Origin of the sequence: Phocaeicola sp. RTP21359st1_B8_RTP21360_211022, from assembly GCF_040911965.1 — a bacterium.
Taxonomy (GTDB): Bacteria; Bacteroidota; Bacteroidia; order Bacteroidales; family Bacteroidaceae; genus Phocaeicola; species Phocaeicola vulgatus.
Genome location: NZ_JBDFXP010000077.1, coordinates 1 through 14,201 on the forward strand (window position 1 = coordinate 1; position 14,201 = coordinate 14,201).

General features: G+C 41.4%; 16 protein-coding genes. 2 read left to right on the plus strand and 14 right to left on the minus strand.

What is annotated here, in order from left to right; all coding sequences use genetic code 11:
- Nucleotides 1–289: 289 nt before the first annotated feature.
- From arsB to AB5062_RS21730, 11 genes are all read right to left on the minus strand, one after another.
- Nucleotides 290–1,336 carry an ACR3 family arsenite efflux transporter gene (gene arsB, locus AB5062_RS21680; protein WP_005839479.1) on the minus strand — a complete coding sequence of 349 codons (1,047 nt, stop codon included), beginning with the start codon at nucleotides 1,334–1,336 and terminating at the stop codon, nucleotides 290–292.
- A 12-nt stretch (nucleotides 1,337–1,348) separates the two neighbouring features.
- Nucleotides 1,349–1,777, minus strand: coding sequence for an arsenate reductase ArsC (locus AB5062_RS21685; RefSeq protein WP_005839478.1), 429 nt, complete (start codon nucleotides 1,775–1,777; stop codon nucleotides 1,349–1,351).
- A gap of 4 nt (nucleotides 1,778–1,781) precedes the next feature.
- Nucleotides 1,782–3,494, minus strand: coding sequence for an arsenical pump-driving ATPase (gene arsA, locus AB5062_RS21690; protein WP_005839476.1), 1,713 nt, complete (start codon nucleotides 3,492–3,494; stop codon nucleotides 1,782–1,784).
- 28 nt (nucleotides 3,495–3,522) lie between these two features.
- Entirely contained in the window at nucleotides 3,523–3,849 is a 327-nt protein-coding gene (gene arsD / locus AB5062_RS21695; RefSeq protein WP_008670121.1) for an arsenite efflux transporter metallochaperone ArsD, read from the minus strand.
- Nucleotides 3,850–3,884: 35 nt separating this feature from the next.
- Nucleotides 3,885–4,592 (minus strand): aromatic aminobenezylarsenical efflux permease ArsG family transporter, encoded by a 708-nt coding sequence (locus AB5062_RS21700; RefSeq protein ID WP_005839473.1) that lies wholly within the window; start codon nucleotides 4,590–4,592, stop codon nucleotides 3,885–3,887.
- A 1-nt stretch (nucleotide 4,593) separates the two neighbouring features.
- A complete protein-coding gene (locus AB5062_RS21705; RefSeq protein WP_032953606.1) occupies nucleotides 4,594–5,037 on the minus strand; it encodes a nitrophenyl compound nitroreductase subunit ArsF family protein in 444 nt (147 codons plus the stop codon).
- A 10-nt stretch (nucleotides 5,038–5,047) separates the two neighbouring features.
- Entirely contained in the window at nucleotides 5,048–5,281 is a 234-nt protein-coding gene (locus tag AB5062_RS21710) for a thioredoxin family protein (protein WP_005839471.1), read from the minus strand.
- Between the two features lie 77 nt (nucleotides 5,282–5,358).
- Nucleotides 5,359–5,685, minus strand: a complete 327-nt coding sequence (locus AB5062_RS21715) for a helix-turn-helix transcriptional regulator (protein ID WP_005839468.1) — start codon at nucleotides 5,683–5,685, stop codon at nucleotides 5,359–5,361.
- Between the two features lie 521 nt (nucleotides 5,686–6,206).
- Nucleotides 6,207–7,370 carry a MalY/PatB family protein gene (locus AB5062_RS21720; RefSeq protein WP_005839466.1) on the minus strand — a complete coding sequence of 388 codons (1,164 nt, stop codon included), beginning with the start codon at nucleotides 7,368–7,370 and terminating at the stop codon, nucleotides 6,207–6,209.
- A gap of 9 nt (nucleotides 7,371–7,379) precedes the next feature.
- Nucleotides 7,380–8,246 (minus strand): DUF3737 family protein, encoded by an 867-nt coding sequence (locus AB5062_RS21725; RefSeq protein WP_005839465.1) that lies wholly within the window; start codon nucleotides 8,244–8,246, stop codon nucleotides 7,380–7,382.
- Between the two features lie 115 nt (nucleotides 8,247–8,361).
- Nucleotides 8,362–9,417 carry an alpha/beta hydrolase gene (locus tag AB5062_RS21730; protein ID WP_032953605.1) on the minus strand — a complete coding sequence of 352 codons (1,056 nt, stop codon included), beginning with the start codon at nucleotides 9,415–9,417 and terminating at the stop codon, nucleotides 8,362–8,364.
- Between the two features lie 278 nt (nucleotides 9,418–9,695).
- Here AB5062_RS21730 and AB5062_RS21735 point away from each other — a divergent pair, with 278 nt between their 5' ends.
- On the plus strand, nucleotides 9,696–9,875 hold the full coding sequence (locus tag AB5062_RS21735; protein WP_032953604.1) for a hypothetical protein: 180 nt from the start codon (nucleotides 9,696–9,698) through the stop codon (nucleotides 9,873–9,875).
- 21 nt (nucleotides 9,876–9,896) lie between these two features.
- On the opposite strand, the gene AB5062_RS21740 is transcribed toward AB5062_RS21735, so the two are convergent.
- The 3 genes from AB5062_RS21740 to AB5062_RS21750 all read right to left on the minus strand — a co-directional run bounded on the left by AB5062_RS21740 (nucleotide 9,897) and on the right by AB5062_RS21750 (nucleotide 12,008).
- Entirely contained in the window at nucleotides 9,897–10,472 is a 576-nt protein-coding gene (locus AB5062_RS21740; protein ID WP_005851219.1) for a DapH/DapD/GlmU-related protein, read from the minus strand.
- A gap of 14 nt (nucleotides 10,473–10,486) precedes the next feature.
- Entirely contained in the window at nucleotides 10,487–10,774 is a 288-nt protein-coding gene (locus tag AB5062_RS21745; RefSeq protein WP_012056051.1) for a hypothetical protein, read from the minus strand.
- Nucleotides 10,775–11,138: 364 nt separating this feature from the next.
- Entirely contained in the window at nucleotides 11,139–12,008 is an 870-nt protein-coding gene (locus AB5062_RS21750; protein ID WP_005851223.1) for an alpha/beta hydrolase, read from the minus strand.
- A gap of 265 nt (nucleotides 12,009–12,273) precedes the next feature.
- Here AB5062_RS21750 and AB5062_RS21755 point away from each other — a divergent pair, with 265 nt between their 5' ends.
- Entirely contained in the window at nucleotides 12,274–13,941 is a 1,668-nt protein-coding gene (locus AB5062_RS21755; protein WP_008670115.1) for a hypothetical protein, read from the plus strand.
- Nucleotides 13,942–14,201 lie beyond the last annotated feature (260 nt).

Genomic DNA, 14,201 nt, shown 5'->3' on the forward strand with positions numbered 1-14,201 from the left:
AAAACAGAATCCAGATATAAGAACAAACTTACAACTGAATCCTGTTTCCATTTACACAAAATTTTGGACAGTACCTATAAAATAAACTCAAAATCAACAATAATATGAGAATTCTAGGAATAGCATTTACTTTAGTTTTATTGATGTCACTAGTCGGATGTACTTTAAGCCATAGAAACTGTAGACATCATCATCACTTAAATCACAGGTCTTGCCATACACATACTTGCTGTTGTCAACGGTAAACTAAGTGATAGTAAAACAAAAACATTCTCCTTTTTATCTACAATTATTTTGTAATCGGAAACCATTTCCGTGTATTATTTGCAATCCTTACCAACATCAACATAACCGGAACTTCAACCAGCACACCTACCACCGTAGCCAATGCAGCCCCGGATTGTAAACCGAATAGAGAAATAGCCACAGCAACCGCTAATTCAAAGAAATTACTTGCTCCAATCATTCCGGCAGGCGCAGCAATATCATGGGGTAATTTCCACCATTTCGCCCAACCGTAGGCAACGAAGAATATCAGAACCGTTTGCAGCACGAGCGGAACTGCAATCAATACGATATGCAGAGGATTGTTCAGTATCGTTTCTCCCTGAAATGAAAATAGGATGATAAGTGTCAATAACAGCCCACCCACCGTATAATTATCAAACTTCTTAATAAATACATTATTGAAGTATTCTATCCCTTTACGGCGTATAATCATTATGCGGGTAATGACCCCAGCAGCAAGTGGTATCACAACAAACAAGCCAACAGATAACATTAAAGTGTCCCACGGAATAGATACGCCGCCAACCCCCAGCAAGAAAGCAACGATAGGAGCAAACGCTATCAATATGATTAAATCGTTCACTGCAACTTGTACCAGCGTATAAGCGGCATCCCCTTTAGTGAGATAACTCCACACGAATACCATAGCCGTGCAAGGTGCAGCCCCCAATAATACCGCTCCGGCTAAATATTCTTCTGCTAATTCGGCAGGTATAAAAGTTTTAAAAATGACATAGAAGAACAAATAAGCTATCCCGAACATGGTAAACGGTTTTATAAGCCAATTTGTAACACAGGTGACAATTATTCCTCTCGGACGTTTGCCGACATTCTTAACGCTTTGAAAATCCACTTTTAGCATCATCGGGTAAATCATTAACCATATCAGGATAGCTACGGGTATCGACACGTTGGCGTATTCAAGCTTGCTTAATGTTTGCGGGATTACCGGGAGCCATTGCCCCACAGCAATTCCGATAACAATGCACAAGGCAACCCAAATGGTTAAGTATTTTTCAAAAAATCCAATTCCTTGTTTCTTTTCCATAACAACAACTATTTAGTTTAATTGCGGTTTTAATTCATTTAGATAGAAGTCATAGAAACGGGCTTTTATTTCATCCCGTACCCGATGAAATTCATTGTCGATAAATTCCGGACTTCCGGTTGCTTCCGATGGGTCGTCAAACCCAATATGCAACCTGTTTTTTACTTCACCAGTAAACATAGGACAGCTTTCGTTTGCACCACCGCAGACCGTAATAACATAGTCCCATTTTTTTCCTACATATAGATTGACACTTTTAGGGGTATGTTGGGCTAAATCAATACCTATTTCAGTCATAACCTTTACTGCCATCGGATTAACCTTTTCAGCAGGCTTTGTTCCTGCTGAAAAGACTTCCAGTTTACTGTCAAATGATTGTAATAAGCCGTGTGCCATTTGGCTACGGCAACTATTTCCAGTACAAAGGATTAAAATTCTCATATTCTCAATTATTTTTCCAAGCTATCAGGGCAGCGTTTCCCTTTGACAATTCTTCTACTTTCTTAATCCAAGTCAATTCATTTTGTGCCTTTGCCCGCAAAAAAGAATTTTCCGTATCGGTTAATGATAAACAAGCGTTTACAACCCACCATTTGTTATTAATTCCCGCACGCTGTAAATCCTTTTGCAAACGTTCGGCTTCAAAGACGGGGGTTGCTTCGGGCAAGGTCACAATAACAACTTCCGTTTCTTGCTGGTTTCTTAAACGTGGTAATAATTTTCTTACCGAAGCAGGAGAATCGCCATGCGTGCGTTGTACTTCCTTGTGGTAGCTTTCCGTTGCATCCAGCAGTAACAAGGTGTGTCCGGTAGGTGCGGTATCAATCACAACAATTTCATTTTCCGCTTTGTCTACGATTTCGGCAAAAGCCCGGAACACTGCGATTTCTTGCGTACACGGTGAACGCAAATCTTCCTCTATGTATTCCATATCTTCGGCAGTCATTGTTTCCGCAGCTTTACTACGAACTTCGTTTTTATAGGCTTCCAGTACTTCCGCTTCATCAATGCGGCTTACTGTAATACCTGCCTGAACTGCAAGGTTGTAATTCAGGTGGTTTGCCGGGTCAGTGGTGGTTAGATGCACCTTTGCACCCAGTTTAGTTAATTTCAGGGCTATTTCCGTGGCTAACGTTGTTTTACCTACGCCACCCTTTCCCATAGTAAATACAACTCTTTTCCCTGACTGATAGAGGTCATTAACCAATTCGTCTATACCTTTTGCATCAGTAATCCGTTGATAATCCGCATTGTCTGTTAAATTATCATCGTATAGCATCCGGCGGATATTTGCAATGTTAGATAGATTATACGACCGTAAAGGAACAGAATAAGAGGGGTAATCCAGCAGTTCCGCAGGGGTTTGTTTCAGGGCGGTTTGCTGTCTGTCATATATTTGTTTCGATACGCTATCGGCTTCATCTAATTGCAGCAAAAGTCCGTTGATTACTAATAGCTGGTTATTAATTCCCAGTAATTGTAATTCATGCGAAGAACGGGCAGCTTCTTTCAAAGGTGCGATTTCGGGACGACTTACCAACACTAAGCGAGTTGCATTTGCATCCGAGAGTGTTTCAACCGCTTGCTTATAGATGCCTTTCCTTTCTTCCAAACCGGATAATTGCCCTAAGCATGATGCACCGTGCGTACTTTCGCTAATAAACGTACTCCAAGCCGATGGTAGTTGTAGCATTCGCAATGTATGTCCCGTTGGGGCTGTATCAAAGATGATATGGTCATATTCTTTTGCTTTATCAGCATCCGTGATAAAATCGGAAAATTGATTGAAAGCAGCAATTTCTACCGTGCAAGAACCTGAAAGTTGTTCTTCCATATTTTGGATAACACTATCGGGCAGTTTTCCTCGGAAAGGCGCAATAACGCTTTCCCTGTATTCGGCAGCAGCTTGTTCCGGGTCGAGATTAACTACAGTTAAGCCGGGTACTTCCTGAATATCCGTGCCGTGTCCGTTTAAAGTTTGATTAAAGACATCTTGCAGGTTTGAAGCCGGGTCTGTGCTGATAAGAAGTATTTTCTTACCATTATCTGCCAAACCTACCGCAGTAGCACAGGCAATAGAAGTTTTGCCCACACCGCCTTTTCCGGTGAAGAAAAGGTATTTTGTCAATTCTATATCTGATAAATTGAATGTTCTCATTTTTCTTAAATAATTAATTGGTGAATACTTATTTAACTGGCATAAAATCTAAATTGACCCCCGTCCATTCACTCATTTGTTTGGTGGTAGGATAGGTTTGTGAAACAGCTATTTCTCCATCTACTAAAGTAATAGGCAGTGCGTCCGCACCATGCTTTTGCAGGAAGTCGTTCACCGTCTTATTGCTTACGTATACTTGTGGTTCGTCACGTAAATTGTGGCGGGTAACGATGATACCTTGTTTCTTCAATGATTCGATTACTACCGCAATACGCATCAATTCAGGATTGATGTTTGTTCCACAAAGACCCGTAGGGCAGCACATTGCCGGGTCGAAAATTTCTATCTTTTTCATACTGTTTTTTATTTAAAATGATACTTAATGTTTATTTATAGATAAAATACTATTGCGTAATATATTCCAACTGCGATAAAGAGAATAGCAACTATTTTGCGAAACCATTTCTCAAATATCTGTATTCGGTTGTAAAACTTCCCCAGTCCGGCAACACTATAAGCTAAAATCCATGCAAAAAGGATTACAGGTAATCCCGTAGCAATAGCATAGATTACAGGTAAGAGATAGCCGCCTGTTTCTGCTGCTGATAGAGGGATAAGCATACCGAAATAAAATACTCCACTGGTAGGACAAAAAGCAAGAGCGAATAAGACCCCCAACAACATAGCTCCCCAACCGCCTTTAGTTTTCTTTTTCAGGCTTTCCCCACCGATATTAATTTTGGGTAGATTGAGTTTTATTATATCAAGCATAAATATTCCAATGATGATTAACACCGGAGCAATCAGCATTTCCCCGTATTTGCTTACAGCTTTTTGCACCATAAACATACTTGCGCCCTCACGAAGAATAGGAATAAGAATAAAGCCAAGAACCGTATAGGTCACTATTCTGCCGAAAGTGTAGAGCAACCCGTTTATAAAAATCCGGTGACGGTTTTCTATATCCTTGCTTATAAATCCTATTGCCGTTATGTTTGTAGCCAGCGGGCACGGGCTAACTGCCGTTAAAATCCCCAATATAAAGGCTGTAATAGCGGGAACAGAACTGCTATCTAATAATGATTGAAGAAAGTCCATCTTACAACTGTTTTAACAATTCGTCAATCTTGCTTTTAATTCCCTCTTTAAACTTGTCCGGTGCATTTCTCGCATTGGAGAAACTAAACTCGGTCATATTGTTTACATTCTCTTTTCCGTCTTTCCAGTCATTCACAAACAAAGACGACCATGTAACTTCGTACTTGTCTGCAATCGCTTCATTCTCTTTCTTAGAAATATCTACTACTTTGTAGATAATCTTGCCATTTGCTTTTTCTTGGGAATAAAGACTATCCAAAAGGGCTACTGTATTGGCTTCAATCGCCCTGCAAGTGATACATCGTTGCGCTCCATGAAAATAGAGAACTTCAATGCGGTTAGGCTGTATTTCTTCCGCTTTGTTTTCCTCGTTTTTTTTCTTTGAACCATTTCCACAGGACATTAAGACCAGCATCGCAATCAGTAGATAAAATAACTTTCTCATAGTTCATTTTTTATTTGGTTATCAACTCTTTTACTTCCGAAAGGGACAATCTTTTTCCGGCTGATACAACTTTTCCGTCAATCACCAAAGCCGGAAGACCTAAAATGTTGTACTCCATGATTTTCAATAAATCTTCTTCCTTGATTAGTGTTGCATCGCAGCCTAATTCTGAAATAGCTTGTTTAGTGGTTTCATACAATGCTTTACAGCTTGAACACCCGGTTCCTAATACTTTGATTTCCATTTCTAATTCTACTTTAAAGTTAATATAATAATCGTAATTCGTAGAACTACGAACAATGATTTTAAAAAAAGGTGCTGTTATTCACAGCACGATGTACCTTTACATTGGCAATCCCCCAAAAAAGTAGTAAATAACTTTCGTGCGAGTTCCCAATTTTCCCGGTTGATACAATACCGTACTTTTGGCGTTTCTATTTCTCCTTGAATTAAGCCAGCTTCTTTCAGTTCTTTCAAATGTTGAGAAACGGTTGCCTTAGCGATAGGCAGCACTTCGTGTATATCACCGAAGAAGCAACTTTCTTGATTTGCTAAAAAAGCAAGAATAGCCATTCGTGCGGGATGTCCCATTGCTTTGGCAAAACGAGCAATCTGTTCCTGCTCTACTGTGTACGGTTTATCTTTCACTTCAATATCTCCTTTTTATTTGTTGTTCGCAAAACAACGAACAATATTTTAAATAGCAAAAAGAAGTAGGAACTTTTTTTCAGGTAGGTGAAAATTGAGTTTTAGTTTATCGCTTTGTATAGATATCCAAAACGGACTAAACCTGTTTGTGTTGACAGCAAAATAGATGCTGGCGAAAAGAAAAAGAATGTTTCTCTTTTCGCCAGCTTTATTTTTATGATTGGCGGGCTTTTGTTACCTTTGCAGCGTAAGCCCACCACTAAGCGAATTTCTTCGTTTTTTTGTTACTATTTTGTTACCCACTGTTAGTAATAGGTGGGCTTCCTTATTGATAATCAGATTAATACACTCTATGATATATAATTTGTGGCAGAACATCATCAATAGTTATCAGTTGTGGAAGAAAAGAAAAAATGAGATAAAAAATTAAGTCGCAACTATTTACTTTGTTATACGTAATGCTTGGTATGGTAAACTATATAGTTGCGTTCTATTAAAAATGAATTTGCCGTATATATCTCTTAAAGATTTCTTACGAAACCAGTAAAACGTTTCAATCCTTCTGCCAGTGTAGTACGTGGGCAGGCGATATTCCAGCGCATGAATCCTTTTCCTTCAGTCCCATACATTGTTCCTGCATTGAGCCATAATCCGGCTTCGTTAACCAATCGCTGTTCGAGTTCCTGCGAGTGTATGCCGAGTCTGTGACAGTCCATCCAAACGAGATAGGTTCCCTCCAATACCGTGATAGGAAACTCAGGCAGATGTTCCCGACAGAACTCCTGCATATAGAGAAAATTGGCCTGTAAATATTTGATGAGTTGGTTCAGCCACTCTTCCCCTTCGTTGTAAGCTACTTGAGTCGCAATTACACCAAAAGGATTGACATCACATACTTCGTTATCGTTAATGGCCCGGTCGATTTTCGCTCGACGGTTAGCATCAGCACAAATAATGTTCGCAATCTGTAATCCGGCAATATTGAACGCTTTACTGGGAGATATACAGACTACAGAATGGTGACGGAAATTTTCTGAGATGGAAGCAAACGGTGTGTAACGGTACTCTGGAAAAACCAGTTCGCAATGAATCTCATCCGAAACGACCGTAACATCGTGTCGAATACAAATTTCACCAATACGTACCAGTTCTTCACGTTTCCACACCCTTCCGGCAGGATTGTGAGGATTGCACAGCAGCATCACCTTCACTTTCGGATCAGCAGTCTTACGCTCTAAATCTTCATAATCGATGGTGAAAGTATTACTTGCAAAGACCAACGGTGATGATACCATTTCACACCCATTGTTACGGATTGAAGAAAAGAAACAATTATAGACCGGGGTCTGCACCAATACCTTATCTCCCGGAACGGTCAAAGCCTTGATGACTGCCGAGATGGCTGGGACTACGCCCGATGTGTAAATTATCCATTCACGGTCAATCGTCCAACCGTGACGACGTGCGAACCAGCCTGTAACAGCCTCGTAGTAACTGTCGGGCACACGGGTATAACCGAAAATGCCGTGTTCTACCCGTCGGCGTAAAGCATCGACGATAGCGGGAGCTGTACGGAAATCCATGTCAGCCACCCACATCGGCAATACATTTTCGCTTTCTGCGCTATCCCATTTGTAGGAATCGGTTCCCCGTCTTGAAATTTGTTTGTCAAAGTTGTATTTCATATCTTCATCTTAATCGGTAAAACAGGTACGCTCGTCCCGGAGACGGATTTCACAATCGGCAGGAGCCTTGATGTTCTCATCTATGGTTATGGAACCGAATTCGTCAGCCACAATGCATCCCGACATCGGGTTCTTGATATTTGTAATAGCTCCGTGAATATCGGCTTGCAACGTGCTGTACTCAAAGGTACGGTCGCAGTCAGGTCCGAAGGTACAGTTTTCAAGAATAAGGTCGTGTGCATAGCAAAGCGGTTGCTCACCGGTAATGTGGCAGTTGACCAAACGTAGATTCTTCGAATGCCAGCCGAGGTATTCGCCGTTGAGTTCGGAATCGTAGATGGTCACATTTTCCACTTCCCAGAAGGCATCCTTCGTTGTAATCTTTGCATGATGAATCTCTACATTTTTCACGTACTGGAACACATACTTGCTGTTGCTTTCCAGTCCGTCCACATAAATGTTGTTGCTGAACATGAAAGGATAAGTTCCGCCGTGCAGCTTGAGATTCTTGATGCGGATACCATTACAACGCCAGAATACTTCGTCGGCATCGTTCATCGTTACGTTCTCGATATCTATTTCGTCCATTTCACGGAACATCTTCGGTGCGTCGATAATCGTGTCGGTCATCTTCAGGTGATCGGAATACCACAATGCCGAACGCCCTCCGACATCGAAATAGCAACGGTCGATTTTGAAACCGTGTACATGCCAGAAGGGATAGTTACCCTCAAAGCGGCAATCTACAGCTTCGATATTGCTACATTCTTTGATGGCCGATTCACCGGTACGAATAATCACATTTTCCAGACGAAGGTCGTGGGACTCGAACAAGGGACGCTCGCCCCCGAATTCAGCATTTTTAATCAGTTTCATTTGATATATTATTTTAGTTGTCAGTCATTATTAATTTTAAAAGTCATGTTCACATTGCTGCGTCCGCGAACTGAAGCCAATCAGGATATAGGCAATTCCTTTTTCTTGAAGCCTTCTATTTTAAGTATTCTTTGAAAAATTCCTCCAGCTTATCGAATGGAATAATGTCTGTCCGGTCATATAAATCCGTATGTACGGCATCGGGAATAATCATCAATTCTTTATTATCGCCTTTCAGCTTCTTGAAAGTATCCTCACTAAAATAGCGGGAGTGAGCTTTTTCTCCATGAATGAGCAACACGGCACTGCGGATTTCATCGGCATACGCAAGGATAGGTGCGTTGAGAAATGCAAGATTGGAGGTTTTGTTCCAGCCCAAACCGGAGTTGATGGAACGAGGATGATAACCTCGTTCGGTCTTGTAATAATCATAATAATCCTTCATGAACTGCGGCGTATCACCGGTAGGTTCCGGGTTCGTCACGGTGCGGGGATAAGTGTCGGTACGGTAGTCTTCCGTGCGCTGGGCGTTAAACTCCTGACGCATTTTGTAACGTGCATCTGCATTGTCAGCGGCATCGAAGTAACCGTTTGCTGTACAGCGGCTAATGTCGTACATTGTGGAAGCTACCGTTGCCTTGATACGTGTGTCGTTGGCAGCCGCATTGATAGCAAAACCACCCCAACCACAAATGCCAATGATGCCGATTCGTTCGGCATCCACATCCGGACGTGTCGCGAGGTAATCCACCGCCGCCGAGAAGTCTTCGGTGTTGATGTCCGGCGAAGCTACGCTGCGAGGCTGTCCACCGCTTTCACCAGTAAATGAAGGATCAAAAGCAATCGTCAGGAATCCTCGTTCGGCCAATGTCTGGGCATACAGCCCCGACGACTGTTCCTTTACAGCTCCAAACGGACCGCTGACAGCAATAGCAGGCAGCTTACCTCCGAAAATCGTTTTCGGTGCATACAGGTCGGCAGCGAGCGTGATGCCGTAACGATTTACGAAAGTCACTTTGCTATGGTTCACCTTGTCGCTCTTCGGGAACGTCTTGTCCCATTCCTGTGTCAGATTTAACAGTTCCATATTTTTGTGAGTGTTTTGTGCCGGGCTTTCCGTCAGGCTGAAGAGGCAGAGGAAAGCAGCCATTAAAATAGTTGTACGTTTCATAACCGATGTAATTTAAATTTTTATTGTTTCTTGTTTTCTTTTCATAGTGCAAAATTACAGCGGATTACAGGAAAAGCCGGTAGATGGATTACTGATTGTATAACCTCAATTACAGACATTATTTTACATGCATCTCATCCAACGTTCCCACTTCAAGCAGATCAGGAAAATCAGCCTCTTTTTCTTGCCGCATTGGTGATGATGATGGAGAAACCGATATCGAACAGTAGCAAGAGTCTTGTGCAAAATCTGCCGTCGATAAAGATGTATTGCAGATTATGATACGGTCGACTCCGGCAGTAGGCATGGCACTCGTCGTTTCAACCGGAAGAAGGGAATACAACGAGAACTCCGGAAAGTTGGTCAGTGTAATGCCCGGTAGAACCAATCCGCACAACCCGTTCAGTATGGTGTACCGTTCGGATGGATCTGACAAGGATGGCAGTATGGTTGGTTAGTGATTCCGATTCCATAGGCTATCACTTTTCGTTCCTGTCGATATCTCGGATATGCCTTGCCGGTACACCTCCTACAACCGTGTTGGCCGCTACGTCTTTCGTCACCACAGATCCGGCGGCGATAATGGCGTTGTCACCCACGGTCACACCCCGCAGGATGGTGGAGTTGGAACCTACCCATACATTTTTGCCTAACCGGATAGGCGCCGGATACATCGCCCCGCGGTCTTCGGGAGCCGTACCGTGATTGAGCGTGGCAAAGACCACATTATGCCCGATAAGACAGCCGTCACCCAACGTCACACCGCCATGATCCTGGAAGTGGCAACCGGCATTGATAAAGACACGACGCCCGATGGTAATATTCTTGCCGAAGTCTGTGTAGAACGGAGGAAACATCTTGAATGTTTCGTCCACAGGTTTACCGGTCAGGCGCGACATGAACGCACGCAATTCTTCTTGTGAATGGTACGAGTTGTTTATCTCACAGGTAACGCGCCGGGCTTCATCGCTCATTTCATCCATCAGCCGATAGATTTCCGGTGTATTGAGTGCACCGCCGGCTTCAATATGATTCAAAAAATCATCTAATGTCATAATATTCTTTTTTCCTATACTTGTTTACTCGTTTTGTATGCCTCTTGTGATTTCGGGTTTCCTTTGATTTCTTCCATGTGCCATACACCACAGCGAAACAGTGTACCCTTTACCATCGGTTTTTCCAAACATCCATTCGCTTGTTGCGCTTGAAATAGGTGACAGACCGCCCCGTTATCTGTACGTTTTTCGTAAAGCACATACTTATTACCATTTTTCTTGGGAACCGGATCGGACTGTGTTATGGCAGGTATTCCTATAACAAATAAACTTGCAATCATGATGACTGGTATACGTTTCATTATCACTTGATTTTATTAAGTTTTGAATTCCAGAATCTTGATGCAAAGATAAGTACATGACTGAAAATACAGTGTAGATAAATTACAGATGTTATAACCCTAATTACATGATTTCCGGAAAGAATAGCATAAATCTGTAGCCAAGGTTGATACAATGTCTCAATCTGTTATTCTAGAAAATGATAAGTATAGAATTTGAAATCTTAAATTGATGTTAAACAGAAGGGGATGTGAGAATTATAGCCGTGCAATACCCCGGAATTGAGCGAGTGGCTACAATATAGGCATCAGTTATGTTATTTTTACCAATAGTAAACCGGAGCGTATTTGTAACAGATGAGAAACCGAATACTGCAAGAAATTATCATGTTGCCTCTTTGGTTGAAATAGTGTTATGAAATAGAGATTTTAATCCATCGAAAATGGCAGGAAGAGCAATGGTGCCATGCACCTCGTCGGGAAATTTTTTATAAACGACATGCAAATGCTTGTTTTTCATTTCAGGGATGATCTTATTTTTTAAGCTGTCGGCCAATGAAAACTGGATAAGTTTGATTGCAGGACGTTGGCGGGTGGCGAAAGCAACATACAAATGTTTGCCGGAGAAGTCTTTTTGATAAACATTCTTTGCTGCTTGTTGCAGAAAGACTCCTCGGTCCCACCATAAACTTGGGTCTATTGCTATATACGAGTCAAAAGACTCGGGATGATTTGACAGTGTCTGTAGGGTAAATAAACCTGCGTATGAATGTCCGACAAGAAAGTTTGTACCGTTGGCAGGAACTTTATTTTCCACTTCCAGACGTAGTTCCTCTATCAGAAAGCGATGGAACTGTTCAGCTCCACCACCTGCCGGCTTATCATAGGGACAAATGGTACCATCCCGGCGGGCGGCTGAGCAAGTAGGAGTGAAATCTCTGGTCCGGTCTGTGTTTAAAACAGCCACAACGATGCAAGGAGGTAAGTTTGAGGTTTTAGAAGAAGAGAAGAAACGCGTAAAACCAACCACGGAATGAAAGAAGGAATCTCCATCCAATAGATAAAGAACCGGATAAGCCTTTCCTTTTTCACCAGCTTTGGTCTCAGGTACATAAATCCAATATTTTCTTTCTTCATTCAGTATTTCAGAAAACAATGTATGACGCGTTCCGATATAAATGGAATCTTGTTTTTGTGCGGAGAGGGGAAATATCCATCCTATTTGTATGAACAGTATTATATAAAGTATCTTCATTTGTTCGTTTTTTGGGGTTGCAAAGTTCGATGAAAATATGGATATGGACAATCCCTATTTTTAGGTATTTCAGAATATCTCCAATGGAATTTCCTCTATGTCTTATGATTTTGTGGAGGTGGCACCGGATGCATCGGAAGGAATTGATTGAACCGGATTTTTAAGTAACTTCTTAGGGGAATTCATTAAAATATCCTATCACTTCTAACATTTCCCGATTAATTTTGTATTTTTACAGACATACAAAGATTAACTGTAACAAGATATGATTATTTCTGTCGTCTTCGTATCTATGATGGTGGTTTTCGTAACAGTTTATTATTTTGTTGCAAAGCCGAAAAAGCAGCAAGAAAAGATTTATTCGGCGATGACCACCGATGAACTTATCAGGTTCGTGCAGTCCATGCACTGTGAACTAGTGAAGAGAATTGATGCTGATGCCATTATCATCGGTTTTCAAGGAGGTTATTTTCATTTGTTAAGAGAAAAAACAGGTCAGAATATTCAGTTATATTATAAAGATTTTTACGCATGTAGCTATGAACAGTCTAAAAAAATAGTTTTTGACATTAACAACATTAACTGCCGATACACAGCTTGGACTTGCTATTTGCGTAAAAGTCATGAGGATGGAGAAAGTGAGACACCTTTTACGGCTTGTCTGTCTGCCTGTCTGTTCTTGTCGGGCAGTGAAACTCAGTTAAAACAACATTTGCGGGTATTGCTTGAGTCATCTTTTATGATAGCCCGTAGTTTTAAAGAGTTGGCAGAACAATCTGCTTCAATACAAGACATGTTGGTGAAAAAAGAATTCGAAAATCGCTTGGCTTTGTTGAGACGAAAATTGGAGATTGGACATGGTAAGCTGTTGGAACCTGTCGATGTTTCCCGGCAAGATATGGATCAGATAGAGGATATTCTTTCTCTTTTTGGTACAGTGAAACAGGAAGATATAAAGGGAATGACACTGGTTTGCAATGGGCGGATAGAGAGGCGTACCGAATTATTGTCTATTCTTTCTTTTCGGTTGAAGGATGCTGTGATGGATGAAAAAGGACAGGCGGGAAAAGATGCTCTGATCTGTATCACACTTGCTGAAGGGCAGTTGGTGATTGCATTGGAAAAAGCTGAAGGCAGTAATGAACGGTCTCTTTATTATAAGTTGTCGGCTATGCGGACGGACAGGGTAGATGCTTTTTTCGATGAAACCCAAAAAGGCAGAGTATTCAGTAGTATGATTGAGGTAAGATTGACAACGGATCATGATGATTATTGGGAGTTGAAATATATGTTGGACGATGCTAAAGAAAAAGCGGCAAACAAACAGTTTGACGAACTGACGGAGGAACAACAGGCGTTGCTGGCTTATACCGAGCCTACCTTGCAGACTACTATTTATTGGGGGAAGAAATTTTTCAGGCAGCAATGTTATCTTCAGGCGTTGGGGTGTTATCTTTCTATTTTTCGGTATTATCAAGTCCACTGGACAGAATTGCCGGAGCGTGGCAAGGAAGAATATTATGTGATTTGTTATCATATCGGTTTTGTTTATCTCACATTAGGGCATTTTGAAAAGGCTTATTATTATTTGACTAATGCTAAAAGAAATTCATCCATTCATGCGATTCGTGATTTTACCAACTGTCTCGTCGAAATGAAGGATACAGGAGCTCTTGAGTATATTTATTCTATGGTGAGTTTGGTTGGCAGTCAGATAAAGATGTATGGTGATGAAAAGAATACCTTGTTTCCACTTTATCATTTTCTTCGGCGCAGGGCAGCACAAGTATTAGTAAACTTGAAATATTATTCGCAAGCTAGGGAACTGCTCTATCAAATGCTGGGAGAGGAGGAGAATCGTGAGTTTGCGGAACGGGAATTGCAGTATCTTGAGAGTATGGGTGCAGGTGATGATGCGAAGCGGAACGAGTGAGAAGAATGTGAGGAGGTTGAATGAAAGTTTCATGGAATTTCATAATGGGATGTTGCTAGGAGTAAAGCAGAAATGTGGAAAATGTTCTGTAATATGGACTGCTCTTCATTGAACTCTGTGATACCTATTAGTTGTTGTATATCATTTTGTTGAATTGAAAATAGCTAACCCCTTTACCGTCAAAATGTAGATACTAATTGAAAAGTGCGCCAATATTCCAGTTGAAAATTGCGCCACCATAGGATAAGTATAATGACCTT